At 61.3% G+C, this 18127-nt stretch carries 15 protein-coding genes and 1 tRNA gene; 6 read left to right on the forward strand and 10 right to left on the reverse strand.

What is annotated here, in order from left to right; translation table 11 throughout:
• Positions 1-90 precede the first annotated feature (90 nt).
• The 3 genes from ABY454_RS06760 to glmU all read right to left on the reverse strand — a co-directional run bounded on the left by ABY454_RS06760 (position 91) and on the right by glmU (position 4683).
• Positions 91-1353, reverse strand: coding sequence for an SPOR domain-containing protein (locus ABY454_RS06760; protein WP_372929418.1), 1263 nt, complete (start codon positions 1351-1353; stop codon positions 91-93).
• 44 nt (positions 1354-1397) lie between these two features.
• A complete protein-coding gene (glmS, locus tag ABY454_RS06765; protein WP_372929419.1) occupies positions 1398-3218 on the reverse strand; it encodes a glutamine--fructose-6-phosphate transaminase (isomerizing) in 1821 nt (606 codons plus the stop codon).
• A 109-nt stretch (positions 3219-3327) separates the two neighbouring features.
• Positions 3328-4683, reverse strand: coding sequence for a bifunctional UDP-N-acetylglucosamine diphosphorylase/glucosamine-1-phosphate N-acetyltransferase GlmU (gene glmU, locus ABY454_RS06770; RefSeq protein ID WP_372929420.1), 1356 nt, complete (start codon positions 4681-4683; stop codon positions 3328-3330).
• Between the two features lie 274 nt (positions 4684-4957).
• On the opposite strand from glmU, the gene ABY454_RS06775 reads away from it, so the two are divergent.
• Positions 4958-6001 carry an SPOR domain-containing protein gene (locus ABY454_RS06775; RefSeq protein ID WP_372929421.1) on the forward strand — a complete coding sequence of 348 codons (1044 nt, stop codon included), beginning with the start codon at positions 4958-4960 and terminating at the stop codon, positions 5999-6001.
• A 19-nt stretch (positions 6002-6020) separates the two neighbouring features.
• Here ABY454_RS06775 and ABY454_RS06780 read toward each other — a convergent pair whose 3' ends face one another.
• The 5 genes from ABY454_RS06780 to ABY454_RS06800 all read right to left on the reverse strand — a co-directional run bounded on the left by ABY454_RS06780 (position 6021) and on the right by ABY454_RS06800 (position 10829).
• Positions 6021-7046 carry an amino acid ABC transporter substrate-binding protein gene (locus ABY454_RS06780; protein ID WP_372929422.1) on the reverse strand — a complete coding sequence of 342 codons (1026 nt, stop codon included), beginning with the start codon at positions 7044-7046 and terminating at the stop codon, positions 6021-6023.
• Between the two features lie 320 nt (positions 7047-7366).
• On the reverse strand, positions 7367-8362 hold the full coding sequence (locus tag ABY454_RS06785; RefSeq protein WP_372929423.1) for a neutral zinc metallopeptidase: 996 nt from the start codon (positions 8360-8362) through the stop codon (positions 7367-7369).
• A 385-nt stretch (positions 8363-8747) separates the two neighbouring features.
• Entirely contained in the window at positions 8748-8918 is a 171-nt protein-coding gene (locus ABY454_RS06790; protein ID WP_372929424.1) for a hypothetical protein, read from the reverse strand.
• A gap of 118 nt (positions 8919-9036) precedes the next feature.
• Positions 9037-10560, reverse strand: coding sequence for a monocarboxylate uptake permease MctP (gene mctP / locus ABY454_RS06795; protein ID WP_372929425.1), 1524 nt, complete (start codon positions 10558-10560; stop codon positions 9037-9039).
• On the reverse strand, positions 10557-10829 hold the full coding sequence (locus ABY454_RS06800; protein ID WP_372929426.1) for a DUF3311 domain-containing protein: 273 nt from the start codon (positions 10827-10829) through the stop codon (positions 10557-10559). The genes mctP and ABY454_RS06800 overlap by 4 nt, the downstream gene beginning before the upstream one ends.
• A gap of 161 nt (positions 10830-10990) precedes the next feature.
• Between ABY454_RS06800 and ABY454_RS06805 the strand changes: the two genes are divergently transcribed.
• The 3 genes from ABY454_RS06805 (at position 10991) to ABY454_RS06815 (ending at position 14266) form a co-directional block, all read left to right on the forward strand.
• Positions 10991-11066, forward strand: a tRNA-Lys gene (locus ABY454_RS06805).
• Positions 11067-12378: 1312 nt separating this feature from the next.
• Positions 12379-12597: a hypothetical protein gene (locus tag ABY454_RS06810; RefSeq protein ID WP_372929427.1), complete on the forward strand. Its 219-nt coding sequence runs from the start codon at positions 12379-12381 to the stop codon at positions 12595-12597.
• A gap of 508 nt (positions 12598-13105) precedes the next feature.
• On the forward strand, positions 13106-14266 hold the full coding sequence (locus tag ABY454_RS06815) for a hypothetical protein (protein ID WP_372929428.1): 1161 nt from the start codon (positions 13106-13108) through the stop codon (positions 14264-14266).
• A 45-nt stretch (positions 14267-14311) separates the two neighbouring features.
• Here the strand turns inward: ABY454_RS06815 and ABY454_RS06820 are convergent, their stop codons facing one another.
• On the reverse strand, positions 14312-14557 hold the full coding sequence (locus ABY454_RS06820; RefSeq protein WP_372929429.1) for a hypothetical protein: 246 nt from the start codon (positions 14555-14557) through the stop codon (positions 14312-14314).
• 637 nt (positions 14558-15194) lie between these two features.
• Here ABY454_RS06820 and ABY454_RS06825 point away from each other — a divergent pair.
• Positions 15195-15404 (forward strand): cold-shock protein, encoded by a 210-nt coding sequence (locus tag ABY454_RS06825; RefSeq protein ID WP_372929430.1) that lies wholly within the window; start codon positions 15195-15197, stop codon positions 15402-15404.
• Between the two features lie 303 nt (positions 15405-15707).
• Complete coding sequence (locus ABY454_RS06830) at positions 15708-16148, forward strand: hypothetical protein (RefSeq protein ID WP_372929431.1); 441 nt, start codon at positions 15708-15710, stop codon at positions 16146-16148.
• Between the two features lie 164 nt (positions 16149-16312).
• Here ABY454_RS06830 and ABY454_RS06835 read toward each other — a convergent pair whose 3' ends face one another.
• A complete protein-coding gene (locus ABY454_RS06835; protein ID WP_372929432.1) occupies positions 16313-17857 on the reverse strand; it encodes a phytoene desaturase family protein in 1545 nt (514 codons plus the stop codon).
• Between the last annotated feature and the right edge of the window lie 270 nt (positions 17858-18127).

The raw sequence follows: 18127 nt of genomic DNA on the forward strand, positions 1-18127 counted from the left end.
CCGTTCCTATCACGGCAAATCTACAGATATGAGGCATGGCCGAATGCACGCGCGCTGGCAAGTCCGCTTTCCGCCGCTCATTCCGCCGCCCTATGGCCCGTCCGGCGAAATCACCGAACAGTCAGTTCCCCGCCGTTTCAGGGCGTTGCAAACCTTGGTGCCTTCGGACGAGGTCGCGTATGGGCCGATCTTGACGGTGTAGAACGTCCCTAAGCTTCCGATCTCCACCCTCTCGATTCGCGGGTTTGCGGCGGTAAGCTGCGGGTTGGACGACTTTGCCTTCTTCCACAGCGCTTGCGCATCGGCCGGAGATCCGCTGTTCGCGAGTTGAACCGTATAGCCGCTGCCACGTGGCGCGGCCGCCGGCTGGGCCGGTGCCGGCGCGGAAGGCGCCGAACTTGTCTGGCGGGAGAACCAGCGGCCCACGGCCGTGCCGCCCTCACCCTCTTTTTGCGTGGAGGTGTTCGCCGCCCAGCTCTCGGCGGTCGGCGGAGCCGCCGTGGTCCGTGAGGCCGTCGTTGTCGGTGGCGCGGTGGTGGTGCGCGAGGCCGTTGGCGCCGCCGGCACTGAGGATGGCGCGGGCGCGTTGCCACCGGTGAGCGATCCGAACCAGCGGCTTACGGAACTGCCTTGCGATGCCGATTCATCGGCAACTTCCGCGCCCCAGCCTGTGGTCGGGGCCGCTTCGGCGGTGCGGGTCTCGGCTTCCGCCGCTTGCGGCGCGGGCGTCGATGCAGGGGCCGACGCGGTTTGGCTGCTCGACGAAGACGACGAGCCGAAACTCGGCATACTCGGCACGATCCTGTCCCAGACGCTTCCGCCCACGGCCACATCGGGTATGGGCGAGGAACTCGTGCTGGCGACGGTCATGCGGCTTTCCTGAGCCAATATTTCATTGGCCTGCCCCGACGCCCGGCGCGCCTGAGCGATCGCATTTTCCGCCTGGCTCGACAGGCCGACCGCCCGATAGGCCAGCCCTTTATTCACGAGGGCGCGGGCTTTGTCGGAGCCCGACAATCCGAGCCATACGGCGGCGCCGAGATCGGCAATGGCCCGTGCAGGGTTGCCGCCCCGGCGAAGGGCAACGCCTCTCAGATAGAGCGCCTTGGCCGCCTGTTCCGCCGTCGAATCCTTGTCATTCACGGTGGCGGAGAACTGGCGAACGGCCATCTCGTAATTGCCGGAGTCGAGCGATTTCTGCCCGTGCTTGAGGCCCAGCTCTTGAGCGGCGCCCGGCGTCGCGGCGGCCAGCACACCAAGGATCAGCAGCGCGGCGCCCATGCGACCACGCCGGAAAAAGCGCCGGTCATGTTCAGGACCGCGCGGCCGGAAAGACTTCCGATGATCCGCCATGTCCTTGCTCAAGCAAATAAATCGGGCAAATCCGAGGCTGTAGACTATTCCACAGTAACAGATTTCGCGAGATTCCGGGGCTGATCTACATCCGTCCCCATGAAGACGGCCGTGTGGTAGGCGATCATCTGCACTGGCAACGCGTAGACCAGCGGCGTCACGAAGGGATGCACCGTCGGAACGCGCAGCATGGTCTGAACGGCGCAGCCGGTGCTGGTGGGATCCGCATCGCTGACCAGGATGATCTTACCTTCGCGCGCCGCAACCTCCTGCATGTTGGAGACTGTCTTATCGAACAGGTTATCGCGCGGCGCGATGACGATGACCGGCACGCCTTCATCGATGAGCGCGATCGGACCGTGCTTCAACTCGCCGGCCGCGTAGCCTTCGGCGTGAAGGTAGGAGATTTCCTTCAGCTTCAACGCGCCTTCGAGCGCGATGGGGTAGCTCGTGCCACGCCCGAGATACAGAACGTCGCGTGCCTTGGAGAGCGAGTGCGCCAAGGTCTCATACGGCGTCTCATCGCGCAGGATGGTTGCCATGTGACGCGGCACCTCGACCAGAGCCTTGACCAGCTCCGCTTCAAGCTCCGGCCCGATCACGCCACGCGCCTTTCCGGCGGCGATGGCAAGACAGGCAAGCACCGTAAGTTGGCAGGTGAACGCCTTGGTGGAGGCCACGCCAATCTCCGGTCCGCCCAGTGTCGGCAGCACCACGTCGGACTCCCGGGCGATAGACGATTCTTGCACATTCACGACCGAGAGCACGTGCTGGCGCTGGTCGCGGCAATAGCGCAGCGAAGCAAGCGTGTCGGCGGTCTCGCCGCTCTGCGAAACGAACAGCGCCGCACCGCCTTGGTCCATGGCGATCTCGCGATAACGGAACTCCGATGCGATATCGACATCGACGGGCAGCTTGGCCCAGCGCTCGAACCAGTACTTGGCGACAAAGCAGGAATAGAACGCCGTGCCGCAGGCTGAGAGCGACAGACGCGTCACTTGCGAGAAGTCAAGCGGCAGGTCCGGCAGCGAGACCTGATAGTTGGCCAGATCGAGATAATGCGCGAGCGTATGGCCGACGACCTCGGGCTGCTCGTGAATTTCCTTGGCCATGAAGTGGCGGTAGTTGCCCTTGTCGACGACTAGCCCCGCGGCCAACGATTTCGCGACCGGACGCTCGACCGACTGGCCTTGCCGGTCGTGTATGGCGACGCCTTCGCGGGTGATGACCGCCCAGTCGCCGTCCTCCAGATAGGCAACCTGGTCGGTGAACGGCGCGAGCGCGATGGCGTCGGAGCCCACGAACATCTCGCCGTCGCCATAGCCGATGGCGAGCGGGCTTCCCTGACGGGCCACGATCATCAAGTCGTCGTAACCGCGGAAGATCATGGCCAGCGCGAACGCGCCCTGGAGATGCGCGAGCGTTTGGTAGACCGCGGCCACCGGGTCTTTACCCGCGCGCAGTTCACGGGTGATGAGATGCGCGATCACCTCGGTGTCGGTGTCGCTTGAGAACGGCGCCCCCTCCGCCACGAGCTGTGCTTTCAACTCGCGAAAATTCTCGATGATGCCGTTATGCACGACCGCGACGTCGTCGGTCATGTGCGGATGGGCGTTGGCTTCGACCGGCTTGCCATGCGTGGCCCAGCGCGTGTGACCGATACCGCTGGTGCCGTGCAGCGGCTCGACCTTGAGCAGTTCTTCGAGATTGCGTAGCTTGCCTTCGGCACGCCGCCGGCCGATCTGCCCGTTTTCGAGCGTCGCCACACCGGCGGAGTCGTAGCCGCGATATTCGAGACGCTTCAGCGCGTCCACGAGGAGTTCTGCAACGGGCCCCTTACCGAGGACACCAACAATGCCGCACATCGACCCCTACTCCCTCGATCCCAAACTCTTGCCTAAACGGGCTGACGGCATGTCGCAACTCACGAGCTGTGTCCCTTTATTGCGATTGAAATTCTGAAACCCAAGCGGCCTATTTGGACTTGTCGCGCGTGCGCCGCGCCCGCACCTTGCCCGCCCAACCCTCGTGGTTCTGTTGCGGCACGCGGGAAACGGCGAGCGCGTCCTCGGGCACGTCTTTCGTAACGACGCTTCCCGAACCGACAAAGGCGCCGTCTCCGACCTTGACTGGCGCGACCAGCGAACTGTTCGAGCCGATGAAGGCGCCCTCGCCGATCTCGGTACGATGTTTGGCGAATCCGTCATAGTTACACGTGATCGTTCCAGCACCGATATTAGCCTTCGCGCCCACGCTTGCGTCACCGATGTAGGTGAGGTGGTTAACTTTGGCGCCCTCGTGCACGTGCGCGTTCTTGATCTCGACGAAGTTGCCGACATGGGCATTCTTGGCGAGCTCCGCGCCCGGCCGCAGCCGCGCGAACGGGCCGACCGTCGCACCAGGTCCGATGCGCGCGTTCTCGAAATGACAAAATCCCATGATGGTCGCGCCGTCGTCGATGGTAACACCGGGGCCGATGATCACGTTGGGCTGGATCACCACGTCACGGCCAATGGCGGTGTCGTAACTGAAGAACACGGTCTCGGGCGCGATGAGCGTAACGCCATGCGCCATGGCGACGTTGCGCAGTCGCATCTGCATCGCGGCCTCGGCAACCGCGAGCTCGGCGCGTGAGTTCACGCCAAGGACCTCTTCGGCGTTAGACAACACGACGCGTGCATGCAAGCCGTCTGCGCGCGCCAGCGACACTGCGTCGGTGAGGTAGTATTCGCCCTTGGCGTTGTCGTTGCCGATGCGCGCCAGCAGCGTCTTCAATGTCTCGCCTGACCGGAACGCCACGATGCCGGAGTTGCACAGAGTGAGTGCGCGCTCTGCGGTGCTCGCGTCCTTCTCCTCGCGAATGCCTGCCAGGCGCCCCTCCTCGTCGAACAGCAGACGGCCATAACCGGTGGGATCGTCCGCCTCGAAGCCGACCACGACAAGATCGGCGCCTGCGTCGAGCTCGCCCACGACCGCTTTGAGCGTCTCGGCGCGCAGGAGCGGCGTATCGCCGTACAGCACGAGAATGGGCCCCTGCCCGGCCTCGAGGGCCGGCAATGCCGCCTTCACCGCATCGGCGGTGCCGAGCTGCTCGGGCTGGACAAATACATCGAGGCCGGCGTCCACGGCCTGCCCGGCCTCGCCGACAGCCTCCATATTCGGACCGACGACCAGGCAGCCCCGCGCAATCCCTGCGGCGCTGCCCGCCTGCAGCACGTGGGCGAGCATGGGGGCCCCGGCGATGCGGTGGAGCACCTTCGGCAGGTCGGATTTCATGCGGGTGCCCTTGCCTGCGGCAAGGACGATGGCGAGAGCCGATGATTGGGTCATGCCGTCTTTAGAAGTCCCTCTTCCTGGGGCGGGCTTGTCTTGGGGAAAACTGGCCGCCGCCCAACGTTATTCCTGACCGCCGTCTGTCTAATCCAAAGCGCGCCTCAGGGCCACAGCCCCAGCATCTATGCGACCTCGCGCAAAATCGCTACAGGGAATTTGACCAGCCAGATGAACTGAGTAATCTCGCAAGGAGCGGCACGGCACACCCGATTGGGGACTTCGTTCAGGTGGTTATCGCGCCGAAACCTCGCATTTGGAGGCTGGATTCCTCATGGTCAAGCGGCAGCGTGCGATGAAGCGGAGCCTAGGGCGGAATACGTTCGCCTTCTTATGGATCGTGCTGGCCGGTATTTCGGGCCTTTATCTCTACACACTGTTGACCGATCCGACGGCCCTTGGCGGCCAGGCTGAGCGCCGCGCGCCCTCAGACGGCGACACCGCCGCCGCGCCGCCGCCACAAAGGCCCCCGCAACAAGCCGTGGCCGCGCCCCCGCCGGCGGACGCCCTCAGCAAGGCGGACGTCGCCGCGCTCAAGAATACATTGCAAGGTCTCTCCCGACAGGTCGGGCAGCTTGATGAGCGCCTGAAGCCGATCGAGCGTTTCGTCGGTCCGGTGGCGGCCCTGCCGCCGTCCGCCTCGGTTTCAACCTCGCCGCCCAAGCCGCAAACCCCCAGCCCAGAGCCCGCGCCGGCCGCCGCCGTGGTCGAAGAGGTGGTCGAGGAAGTCGTCGAAGAGACGCCGCCGCCACCACCGCCGACACCCGCCCCGGCACCCTTAGCGGCTGCCCCGGAACCGGCGCCCGAGCCTGGGCCCGCCGCCGCCCCTGCGCCCGAACCGGAACCGGCGCCCGAGCCTGCGCCCGCCGCCGCCCCTGCGCCCGAACCGGAACCTGCCCCGCCGCCCGTGGCCGCCGCGCCGGAACCGGCCCCTGAGCCTGCGCCGGCGGAAACGGCCGCCGCAACGCCCCCTGCACCGCCAGCAGTGCCGCCCGCAGCCGTGGTTGAAACGGACGTCGCGGCCTTCGATCCGGTGACCCTGCCTCCGGCCGCCAATGACGGCTCGACGCGATACGGTATCGAGATCGGTGCCGTGGCCAAGCGCGACGACCTTCGCCCGCTCTGGCGCGAATACCTGACCAAGCATGCCGCTCTGGTGGCGGGTCTGCAGCCGCGCCGGGTGCTCGCACCCGACAAACAGTGGCGCTTGATCGCCGGGCCGTTCGCCAACGCTCAAGACGCTGAAGGCGCGTGCTCACTGTTCAAGAAGGCGGACCGTCCGTGCGCGGCGACCGTCTACGCCGGCGACGCGCTCTAATTCGACCGGCCGCTACCTGCTATTGGGCTGGACGCGGGATCACCGGCTCTTGCTCGGCGAGCTCTTCCGGCGCGACCACGACATAACCACCATCGATGATCTGGGTCAGGATTTTGCGCTTGGCGATATTCTTGCCGGTCTCGTCGAACTTGATGGGCCCGTAGAACGTCAGCAGGTCCGTGGCGGCGATGGCGTCGCGCACTTTGTCCGTATCCAAGCTTTGTGCGCGCTCTAACGCGTCGGCCAACACATAGACCGCGGCGGCGGACTGGGCCGCCTGGTATGGCGGTGCATAGCCGTAGACCATTTCGAAGGCGCGCGCGAAGTCTTCCGCCGAGCCGAACAATGCCCCCTTGTAGTTGAGGGAGCGATGCCATTGCTGCGCGCAGAAGATGTACGACGACGCCTTTAGGAACTTCCTCTCCACTTGCGCGGAATCGCAATGGGTCATCGCGATCATCGGCACACTCACCTGTAATGCACCGAGCTGCTCCACGGCCGTGAGCGCGCCCTTGTCGTGGCCCGACACCACAAGCATGTCCGGCTTGAGTTCTTCGACCTTGCTCAAGGTCATCGACATGTCGTCGAGTTCCGGCGGAAGCCGATCGTCGACCACCAAGTTAACGCCGTGCTCTTTTACGCTGGCAAGCACGCCAGCGCGCGCGTCCTGCGCGAGCGGGCCGTCGTCGGTGGCCATGGCAAGGGTCAGTTCGTTCGGGGCCTTGCCGAACTTTGCCGCATATGCCACGGCGAGATCGATCGCCTGAGTCAGATAGTTGTCAGACGTCGACAACACGGCAAAGAGATATTCGTAGCCCCTGGAGAAGACATCGCGCGATGCGCCGTTTGCCTCCACCATCGGAATACGATGCTTCTCGACGACCGGCACTGCAGCCTTCGTTAGCAAAGCGCTGTAAGGGCCTAGAATGAAGCGAACGCCATCCTCACGGATCAAACGCTCGACGAGCACCGTGCCACGTTGGGGCGTGGACTCGTCGTCGTAATACAGAACGTCGAGCGCGTAGGCGCTGCCACCAATCTCCACCCCCGCCCTTGTCGTTGATTTTTCGGACCGCGAGGTCGTAGCCGTTCTTGGTGTGCGTGCCGCTGACGGCGAACTTGCCTGAGAGAGAAAGCGCCGTGCCAAGCCGAATGGTCTGGTCGGCGCTTACGGCCCAACCAGCACTGAATGCGAGCGACGCAAACGCGATGCTTGCGCAGAATCGACGCGCGAACGCCATGTGATGAAACCGCCCCGTCTTGCCCGAATCTCCTGGAGCCGGGAGATTACGCGCTAATCGGCCCGCGCGCATCTTTTATGGGCATTTTGCGACGGCGTTTCTCGCCGAGATCGCCGAGGCCAGACTAGAGCTGCTTGGTATTGAAGGTATCACAAGTTTGCAGACGGCCATCCGCGTAGCCACGGCGGAACCAGCGGGCGCGCTGCTCCGACGAACCGTGGGTGAAGGAATCTGGCACGACATAGCCTTGCGTCCGCCGCTGAATACGATCGTCGCCAATGGCGCTCGCCGCACGCAGCGCCTCATCGATATCGCCCGGCTCGATGAGGCCCTTGTCGGCCTGCATCTGATGGGCCCAGACCCCGGCGAAGCAATCCGCTTGAAGCTCCATGCGGACCTGCAAGGCGTTGGCCGACCGCCGGCTCATCCGGCGCTTGGCGCCCTCGACCTTGTCGGCAATTCCGAGCAGCTTTTGAACGTGGTGACCAACCTCATGGGAGATCACATAAGCCTGGGCGAAATCGCCCGGCGCCCGAAAGCGGTTCTTCAGCTCACGGTAGAAAGCGAGGTCGATATAGACCTTTTCGTCGGCGGGGCAGTAGAACGGCCCCATGGCCGACATGCCCGTCCCGCATGCGGAGCGCACATAGTCGTCGAACAACACGAGCTTGGGCTCCCGATATTCGGCGCCGATCTCGCGGAAGGTCTGTCGCCAGGTGTCCTCCGTGGTACCGAGCACGACGGCGACGAAACTCTTCAGATCGTCTTCGTTGGACGTTTGTGGAGCCTGGAGACCCCCGCCGCGCCGCTGGGCCTGGCCACCAGCGGGAACATTCGCGGTGTCGGGCCTCTGCTGCGGCAGCCGCATATCCGGAATGCCGGCGCCGCCCCCGCCTGCATCAGGATTCGAACCTGTCAGAAGCTTCAGGGGATTGATGCCCAGGAGCAGCATGATACCGAGAACGATGAGGAGTCCGATGAGGCCGATCCCGCCGCCGCGCCGGCCGCCCCCACTGGATGGGAAGCGCCCGCCACCGCCAGGAAATGGAAAGCCGAAGCCGCGCCGTTGCCCGCGCCGATCCTCGACATTCTGGCTCTTTCTTTGTCCACGCCAACGCATTGCAAAATCCCTCGCCACAATTCCCAAATTGTTGGGCGCATTTTGCACATGTGGAGGTTTATTGCACAACCCAGTATGACAGGGCGTGGCGTCCGGGGCGTTCTCCGGTGGCTCTAGAATTTCATCAAGTCAGTTGAGGACAAGCCCGCAAATCCCTGTGGCTATTAAAGATATAATGACAAGGAAACGTCACAGAACTGCCATGCGGAATGGGCATCCTCCACGTGCTCAGTTGTGTTCGGTCTGAGCAGGTAGTGCGTTCTGTGTAAATGCGTACGAGCCTCGGCACTCCCCGCGCCGGGGCTCTTCTTTTGTGCAAATGGCGGGGCGTCCACCGGCATCCCACAAACACGTTTCGCGCTCGATCCTTCCCTACGGCTGGGACTTAGTGCTTCCCCGCATCGGGCGCTGTCTTTTCGGGCTGAGTCGCGTGCGTCTTGGCATTGGTCTCGCTTTGGTGACCGCCAACGATATAGCCCGCGAGCACAAAGCCGATCACGATGCCGCCCAAGACGATCAACAGATATGGCAGGGCGCCCGGGTTGTGCTGTGCCATGTACAGTCCTCCCCTTTCGAGACGACGGTCAACGCGAACGCATTAGGCTATCGGCGAATCGCGGCGCGGTCGAGAGTGCAAGCGTGAGCATTATGCCGTGTCGATCGCATGTCAGAGCCTAGCGCTCTTGAGACTTGGCACGCCCTGCCAAGCGATCGAACACAGGTGACAACGCAGCGGCTACGAGAAAGTTCACCAGAACCGAATATAACGCGGCATAGCCGGGCACGGTGACGCCGAAGATCTCAAGCGGATAGATCGACGACACAAACCCCCGCGTGGCCGCCATATAGGTGCCGAGCGCGGTTCCCACAGCCCACCCCAGCAGTAGAGCCTGCGCGTTGAAGCGTTTAGTGAAGAGCCCGAGCAGAATGGGCGGCAAAAGCTGGATGATCCAGATGCCGCCCAGCAACTGAAGCTGGATGGCGTAGGCCTGCGGGATGGCGAGGATAAAGAACACCGCGCCGACCTTCACCACGAGCGAAACGATCTTCGCAACTTGCGCCTCTTCAGCGTCACTACAGTTCGGCCGCCAATACTCCTTGTAGAGATTGCGCGTAAAGAGATTGGCGCAAGCGATCGACATGATCGCCGCTGGAACCAGCGCCCCGATGGCCACGGCGGCGAATGCGACGCCGGTGAACCAGTCGGGAAACATGTCGAGAAAGAGCGCGGGCACCGCATAGCTCGCCCCGTAACGCTCGAACCCGTCGACATGGAACGGATTGTTCTCCACGCCCGCGGCGATTGCCATGTAGCCGAGAAGCGCTATCAAGCCGAGCACGAAGGAATATGCGGACAGGGCCGCGGCGTTGCGGCGGATTACATTGTCGCTCGAGGCGCTGAGAATGCCCGTCATGGAGTGCGGATACAGAAACAGCGCCATCGCAGAGCCCAGCGCGAGGGTGATAAAGGCGCTGTAACTGCCGAGGCTGTTGCCGGAGGGTGGCGCCAATAGATACTTCGACTTCGGAACGGCATCGAAGATCGCGCCGTAGCCGCCGAGCTTCGCCGGGATGATAACGATCGCGGCGAAGATGGTGATGAAGATCAGCATGTCCTTCACCACCGCGATCAGGGCGGGCGCACGTAAGCCGCTCGTATAGGTGAAGGCGGCGAGGATGATGAAGGCGATGATCAGCGGAAGATGACCGGTGAAGCCTTCCGTCGGGAAGCCGAGCGCGCCGATGACCACTTCCATGCCGACGAGCTGCAACGCGATATAGGGCATCGTCGCCACAAGCCCCGTCAGGGCGACGGCAAGCGCCAGCAGCCGCGAGCCGAACCGGTCGCGGACATAGTCGGCCGCCGTGACATGCCCTTTTTCGCGCGCAACGATCCACAGCCGTGGGAAGACCAGGAACAGGATCGGATAGATCATGATCGTATAGGGGACGGCGAAGAACCCCATGGCGCCGGCGCCATAGATCAGCGCGGGCACGGCGATGAAGGTGTAAGCCGTGTAGAGATCCCCGCCGAGCAGGAACCAGGTCACCACCGTGCCGAAGCGGCGTCCGCCTAGGCCCCATTCGTGCAGCACGTTGAGATCGGCCTTGCGCCAACGCGCGGCCATGAAGCCGACCCAGGTGACGAACAGGAACAGGCCAATGAAGACGGATGCGGCGACGACGTTCAGGCTCACAGGATGTCTCCTGCAACCCCAGAAGGATCGTCGTCGGGCCCGCCGCTGCCCTTACGCCGGATACGCTTCTCCAGGAGATGGACCGACATGACGACCACGGCCCCCATGAGGATCGCGGCGAGCTGGTACCAGTAGAAGAAGGGAATGCCGGCGAGCGTCGGCTCAACGCGGTTGTAGGCGGGCACCCATGCCACCAGGGCGAAGGGAATGATCAGGAGGAATCGCGGCCAATGGCGCGACAGCCACCCCTTTCTCCCCTCTTTGCCCATTTTCCAGTTCCCCAACGTGCCCGACCGGGCCGGACCATACTGAAAGCGCCAGGAAATCGCGACGGCCTTTTACGGCTTGGCTGCGGCGAAAGAGCTAGGGCGCAAACCGGTCTTGTTTGTTGACCTCCAGGTGTCCCCGGCCCATATGATCGCCTCGGTGGGAGCCCGTAGCTCAGTTGGTAGAGCATCTGACTTTTAATCAGAGGGTCGCAGGTTCGAGACCTGCCGGGCTCACCACAAAATCAAAGACTTATACCATCTCCCTCAAATCCATTCTCCTCTTAGGCAACACTGTAGGCAACAAGCCGAGCCCTACAGGCTGCCGCTGCATATAAAGAAAGCCCCGACGCTAGGGACGCCGGGGCTGCTGGGAAACCACATCGTGACGGGGGAAGTGTCGGGGGAACACTATCTAAGGGCCGCGATGCTTACCTTAATATACGCAGGCCCCCTGCCCTTGGATCAGTGCATCTCTCTTGCAGGCCGGGCTTCTTGCGCATGTTAGAAGGCCCCGGCGTCGGGGGTCGCCGGGGCCAGTTAGAACATCGCGGAGGTTAAGACTGATCGGGGCGCTCAATCAACGCGATGTCTAAGAGTGGGAAAGGCCCGACAGCAGCCGTCTGGCGCTTACCGCCGGGCCCTGCCCCCAATGCAGGGACTAACAGTAGCCTCAATGTAACGGATTCACCCTCGGTGTCTCATCGGAAGGCGCAGTCGGCCAGATAGGATTTCCCGTTCGGGGCCGGGCCATTTTTTTCTCCCTCAACCCGTAGCCGACGGCTAGGCGATAGCACTGGGCACAGTGTGACGGATAGGCCCTGCCCCTACAGGTGGCCACTGCACATAGAAAAAACCCCGACGCTAGGGACGCCGGGGCTGCTGGGAAACCACATCGTGACGGGCGTAAGGGAAACAATCCGTGATTAAGCGTGAAGGCCGTTTGGCTGCATTCCACGCTTCAGAGGTGCTAATCTGATTCCAGAAGTGATGGTTTCCCTCCCATCACTAAGGTTCCCCATAAGGGACCCGAAGCCCCGGCTCTCCCCCCGTGTCCGGGGCTTCTTCTTGTCCAGCCAAAGAAAAAGCCCGGTCCCCCCGGACCCGGCTTTTCCCCCTAGCAAAGCTAGTTTCCCTCGTAAGCTTTGCGCGCTTCGAGGACACGTTACACTCGCAAGCATGGCAATTGTCGGGCACTCACGCGCCAAGATGGAAATAGGCTGTGCAGTGTTGCAGAAGGGGCACTGCGGTTTGGGGGGGTCGTTCGATGAGGCACGGCGCATCGCGGGTACATGCTTCCAGGTCTCTCGCCGCCGCGCTTTGTTGATGGTGGCCTCGGAGACACTAAAACGCTCTGCGAGCGCTTCCTGCGTTTCGCTGCTTTGACGAATATACCGAACCGCTTCGTCCGTTAGCTTCGCCAGTGGCATGCCCTCTCCACGAGGTTGCTGGCCGCGCTCTATCTTGTCTTGCGCATTATCCCAGTGCGTTCCGGTTTGCAGATGATGGGGGTTCACACACAATCGGTTATCGCAAGGTGGTCGAGCCACACATGTCGCTCGTCGGTGTGTGGAACTTCGAGGATAGCGGTGGTTTCTTCGTTGCGGACACCTTCGCCACGCCGGACGATTTTGCTGGGCGCCTTGAGGGCGGCGCCTTGATGTATCTCCCCAAAGGATGGTCCATGCGCGGCACCGCTGCCTATGACGGCATCGGCGGCGACTACGAAGCCGTGAGCGGCAAGGTCTGGCTGAACATCCCGCTGAACTGAGGGCTTGTTGCTGCCTTGGCACCTTTTGCGCACCAATACGCCCGATGTCTGCTTACTGCTCCAAAGCAGACATTCCTGATTGGCTCGCCGATGTCAGCTAATGACCCAAAGCGGACATCAAAACAGCGTGCTGAACCGTCAGCACATCTTCGGTTTGGTTTTCGGCTGCGTCGAAGATCACCTAAATGTCCGGTGTAATGTGGGTGAGTGGCGTAACGTAGAAGCGGTAAGACGCTTCCAAGGCATACTGGGCGTTCAGAGTTGGCTCGGTGGGCTCGCCCCAGGAGAACCCCAGCCCGATTCAAGTCGGTGAAGATAGCCGTATCTATTGCCCGTCGTTCCTGTTACCAGGAGCAACTGGTCGCGGCTGAAATGCATTTCGGCGTCACCAAGCCTTTTCGCGGAATAATTCAAACAACGTAAACCGGGCCTCGGAACGCTCCCGCGTCCCCCGAACTGCTGCGCGTGCGCGCTTGGGAGACTGAAATTGAAAAATTCAGATGTAGACGTGTTAGGTGCAGACATCGCCGCATTTTCCAGCGCTAGCGGGCAGCAGGTCGAGCATGACCAGGGGAGCCTCGAAGGCATTTTCTCCGCGCTCGACGCCGCATGGCCTGTCGAAAGAAAACGCACTGAGACAATTGAAATCGTCATTGCGCCATACCTCGCCGACATTGCGGCACACCGGGATAATGTCGGGATCGAGTTGGATGAACGCCTCGTTCTCAAGATCCTATCGGCCAGCTACCGCCATGTCTCTATCACCCAGATCAGCACCCGAAGCGACCTGGAGCAATTGGCGGCTCGGCAGCCGGACTTAGTGTTCTCGGGGGTCAAATATTTCTCTTTCGATGGCCACGATGTGTGGCTGAACGATTTCCTGGACCTGCATGGCATCGCCTATTTGGCGTCTGGGAAGGCTGCCCTCGACAAAGAGCACGACAAGGTTCGCGCCAAGCGGATCATGCAAGCGGCCAATGTCGCGACCGCGAACTTTTTCTCGACCGCACCCGAAGAGCATCCGACCGCGGAAAGCATTCCTCTTGCCTTTCCGCTCTTCGTCAAACCCGTCGACGGCGGCGATAGCCGGGGCGTAGACGCCGACTCCGTCGTGCATGATATTGAGGGTTTCCGGCGCAAGGTGCATGATATTCGTAAAACCCATTTGTCCCGCGCATTGGTGGAGACGCATCTCTCGGGCCGGGAGTATAGCGTTGGCGTATTGGAGGACGCATCCAGCGGAACGCTCCGCGCCATGCCTATCGAGATTGTCGCGGCCCCAAATCGGAACGGGGACCGCATTCTCGACTTCGATATCAAGAAACAGGATGCAGAAGCGGTCGAGCCGGTAACGGACCCGACGGTTCGTGCTCAGCTCTGCGATTTGGCGAAGGCGGCATTCCGAGCCCTGGGTGGCAAGTCTTTGGGGCGCATCGACATTATGATGAACCACGAGGACGTGCCGCACTTCATTGAAGCGAACCTGATGCCCGGCCTGCGCAAAGGGTATTTCTATCGGAGCTGCGTGCTCAATCTCGGTATGACCTATGAAGAGATGATACGCATTATTGCGGCTAACGGCCTTGCGGCCCCAGTACCGAAATTCTCAAGTCGGACAGGCCGAAAGGCGAGGCTGACGTCCGCTTTTGGCACGGAGCGGACATGCTGATGGAGCGTCCCAAGGTCTGCTTTTGACTCAGAGCGGACAACACGGTCACATCTGGCGCTTTAATGGATAGCTTTCGCTATCGTAAAGCTGGCGGATGGCCTGTCCATCAAACCTCTCTTCCTCGACCTCAAGGTATGTGCCGAGTAGTAGCTCGGATGGGAGAACCTCTATCGCAAATCTGATAGCCTGGGCAGCGGAGCCAAATCTCTTGTAGCCCACGGGCGAGCGCACGAAGTTGCGTCGCCTTGATGGAAACAGCTCTGCCGGAGCCCCGTAGTTCAATCGGGTCATGACAACCATCCTTCTAGGAGTTCCGCATTTGGCTCGTGCCCCGCACCTGCTGGCGGTTCGACAGCCGGCGAATAGCAGCAACCTCTCTGGCCCACGTCCCGCCCGCTTGAAAAAACCGGGATGGTGCATTTCTTCTCCATTGTGGGAACAAGGTCGCCAGACCCGCGAAGGCACGCGCATTGGCGCGGCGCGATAAACATCATAGATCAGGACCATGAAGTCCCCCAGCGGTATTCTCTGAATCACACCCACCAAGGAAATGACCCCACCAGGTTCTTCCGGTAGCGGGCGGCTAGTAAAAGCTCGACATTGGGCAATCAAAGGCGCACGGCGCTGGTGCGCGGGTGACCCTCCGGGTGAGCTGACCGTTCTCTAACGGCGCTCCTCGTGATGCGGAGCCCGCGCACCCTGATCCAGCAGACCAAATAGAAGCAGGATGATTGAGTCCTTGTGCTTGGCACTAAGTGAGCCCATATAGAGGCTTAGACATTTGGCCGGACAATATGGCCGTTTCGCCCTCGCTGATTGCTAGGCGCACGTTCAGACCCTCCCAAACATCGACGAATAGCTTCGGGCCGCGCTTTTCGTGCGACCTGAGGCTCAAGTACAACTGACTACAGCGAAAGGACGACCCCTTATGACTAAGGGCACTGTGAAATTCTACAATGAGCAAAGGGGCTTCGGCTTCATCGAGCCGGAAGACGGCAGCAAAGACGTGTTTGTTCATGCCACCGCGCTTGAGCGCGCCGGCATGGGCCCTCTAACGGAAGGCCAGAAGGTCTCTTTTGACACCGAGGTAGACAGCCGCAGCGGCAAGACCGCAGTGGCAAAACTCGAGCTCGCCTAGTTCTAACGGACGGCACGAGCTTTGATAATGAGAGCCGCCCCCTTGGGGGGCGGCTTGTTGGTATCTAGTGGGTGAGATCTTTAAGTCCGCTTATAGCACATAGCGGACCTCAAGGCTCAGGCCGACGATGTCTGCTTTCGGGCGTAAAGCGGACGTTCCATGTCAGCGGCCCAATGTCCGTTAATGACCCAAAGCGGACATTGGCTTGGCGGCTTGGGCGTCGCTTAGGGCGCAGGGAACAATTCTCGTACCTATGGCGCTATAATACCGCCGAGGCCAATCAGACAGAGGAAATGCCGATAGATGCGAGTCCTGAACCTATTGCGCGGTGTTACCATTGTCGTTTTGATTGCCCTCCCATTGGCTTTAGGTCCGAGCGCCTATGCCGGCAGCGGCAGCATTTCTCTCACGGTTTATAAGGGCGGTTGGTTCATCGGGGCGTCAGGCGGCAGCGGCAGGCTAGTCTTCCGTGGGCGGGCCTATAGACTCGGTGTCGGCGGCATCAACTACGGTTTGCTGTTTGGTGGATCAAAGACCGAGCTACATGGGCGCGTGAGCAACATCCAACGCGCTTCCGATGTTGCGGGCGTCTACGCGGCGGCTGGCGCAGGTCTTGCGGTAGGCCGTGGCGTCCGAGCTATCGTTCTCACAAACCAGAACGGTGCCGTTCTTGAACTAACGGGACGCCAGGTCGGGCTGATGGCGAATGCAGATCTCAGCGGTCTCGCAATCACGATGAAATAAGCAGATTGCATCCGTCGCCTGCTCTCTGGTTAGAACAGTTAGCTGACATCCCAAGGGCCCAGCCTGAAGTACGCTTTTCACCCTTAGCAGGCTCTCTCTTCTTACAAGCATGGGCCGGTATCTCTGGAATTTAAGAGCTGCCGTGGAGGGGATCGATGATCGCCTTAGAGTCCGAGCGGCTGAATTCCTAAGTTCGTATCCCGGCCTAGTATCAATCTAGCTGCACGGAGGCCGGAGACCATGACGCCCCGGATTCCATGGCCTGGTTGGGTCCAGTGGCCAGCGAGATAGAGACCGCGGATCGGGGTTGTGGCTGGCAGGCGCAGGGGCCCGCTCTGCTGAGGCGATGCGGCCCATCCGTATGCTGCATCTATCTTATTTAAAGGAACTTCACTCGGTTTCAGCGATGATTTATCCGCGCCATACGCGAAGGTTATATGTCTTCCCAGGTTGGGGATGACCTGTTCGGCGCCGTAAACCATTTGTTCTGTGATTTGGCTGCGGTCAACATCCGGAAACTCGGGCGGAACGGCGATCAGGATCGCCACTTGATGCCGATCGGCAGGTGCGATGCTCGGATCGCCGAGCGTGGGCACCCACACCGACATGCCGGTGACGCCGCCCGAAAGTGCCTCATCCCAGTTGGCATCGAGATCCCAGGATTGTTGTACGATGTTTTCCTTACTTATCCCGAGCGACTCGATGTCGAGGTCCGTTCCGAGGTAAAGAGAGAGAATCGACAAGGACGCTTTGCCGTCGCGTGTGCGTTGACTCCAGCTTCGGGGTAGATCGTCCGACGGAATAAGTTTGCCAAAGGTCTCACGCGCATCGCCAGCAGCTACGACCGTATCGGCGCGAACCTGTTCCGCACCGTCGAGGATGACGCCTTCCACCATGTTGTTGCGGACTAGTATGCGTTCAACGCGGCGTTCGAGCACAATATCGCCACCATGGCTGACAAGCCCCATCGCCACGGCATTGGCAAGTCGCTGAAACCCACCGCGGCAGTAGTAGGCGCCTTCTTCCACGTAACTTGCCATTCCGATCGCCCAGACAAGGAAGGATGCCTGTGCGGGTGGTAGGCCGGGATAGGGCCATATTGCTGCGTAAAGGGCACGCGCTTTGGGGTCCCTGATATATCTTGAGATGGTCTCCGCCATTGTCGTGCGCCTGTGGCGGAACAGCTTCGGGTATGTAAACGGCATCGATAGCCAATCGGTGAGGCTCGGCGTGATCGGAAAAGTAAGCCACTCGCGCAGTATATCGGCTTGCAGATCGACAAGGCTTTTGAACCCCTTACGCTCTGCGGGAAATGCCGCACTGTATGCATCGACGTACGGCTCAAGCCCAGCCGGCACCACTAGTGATTGGCCCGGCAGGCGGGCTGTGTAGAAAGGGTCAACCTGTATCAACTCACACTGGTCGGATACGCCGAGGCGCTCAAGAATCGAAAAGACTGTCCCCGGTCCGAACGGCCCGCCGCGGTTGCAGCCAGATACTAGATGCACTCCGAGATCGATTGCATAACCGCTTGCTTCTAACGTGCGACACACACCGCCAGGCTTGTCGTTTGCATCAACGACAAGCACCTGCAACCCGTTGCAGGCCAGCAGCGCGCCTGCTGTAAGGCCAGCCATGCCACCTCCGACGACCACTACATCATATCGGTCTCGGGTCGGGTGGGGCGACGACTGGATGGAAACATTCATCTCAGACTCGCGAAGCTAGGCAGCGAACAAAGCAAAAATTGAAACGCTCTGTCCTAAGAGCTTATGCTTCTGGCCTCTCTGTAAGGTTTGATTCAAATCAAGGGCTCATGTCTGCTGTTGGCACTTAGTGGACATGGAGACGAACTGGCCTCACGTCTGCTTTCAGGCACAAAGCAGAAGTGGGTCAGCACGTTCACGATTTGCTTTCAAAGCATCACCGCACAATGTTCGGCGTCCATGCAGCGCCTGCAGCGGCACCTGCGGCGGCTC

The sequence above is a fragment of the Methyloceanibacter sp. genome (genome assembly GCF_041573655.1).
GTDB lineage: Bacteria > Pseudomonadota > Alphaproteobacteria > Rhizobiales > Methyloligellaceae > Methyloceanibacter.

Coding starts and splice junctions, on each gene's coding strand:
- ABY454_RS06800 (WP_372929426.1), bottom strand. CDS start 10,829: ATGGGCAAAGAGGGGAGAAAGGGGTGGCTGTCGCGCCATTGGCCGCGA.
- glmU (WP_372929420.1), bottom strand. CDS start 4,683: ATGACCCAATCATCGGCTCTCGCCATCGTCCTTGCCGCAGGCAAGGGC.
- ABY454_RS06760 (WP_372929418.1), bottom strand. CDS start 1,353: ATGGCGGATCATCGGAAGTCTTTCCGGCCGCGCGGTCCTGAACATGAC.
- ABY454_RS06825 (WP_372929430.1), top strand. CDS start 15,195: ATGACTAAGGGCACTGTGAAATTCTACAATGAGCAAAGGGGCTTCGGC.
- ABY454_RS06785 (WP_372929423.1), bottom strand. CDS start 8,362: ATGCGTTGGCGTGGACAAAGAAAGAGCCAGAATGTCGAGGATCGGCGC.
- ABY454_RS06820 (WP_372929429.1), bottom strand. CDS start 14,557: ATGACCCGATTGAACTACGGGGCTCCGGCAGAGCTGTTTCCATCAAGG.
- ABY454_RS06790 (WP_372929424.1), bottom strand. CDS start 8,918: ATGGCACAGCACAACCCGGGCGCCCTGCCATATCTGTTGATCGTCTTG.
- ABY454_RS06830 (WP_372929431.1), top strand. CDS start 15,708: ATGCGAGTCCTGAACCTATTGCGCGGTGTTACCATTGTCGTTTTGATT.
- ABY454_RS06775 (WP_372929421.1), top strand. CDS start 4,958: ATGGTCAAGCGGCAGCGTGCGATGAAGCGGAGCCTAGGGCGGAATACG.
- ABY454_RS06810 (WP_372929427.1), top strand. CDS start 12,379: ATGTCGCTCGTCGGTGTGTGGAACTTCGAGGATAGCGGTGGTTTCTTC.
- ABY454_RS06835 (WP_372929432.1), bottom strand. CDS start 17,857: ATGAATGTTTCCATCCAGTCGTCGCCCCACCCGACCCGAGACCGATAT.
- glmS (WP_372929419.1), bottom strand. CDS start 3,218: ATGTGCGGCATTGTTGGTGTCCTCGGTAAGGGGCCCGTTGCAGAACTC.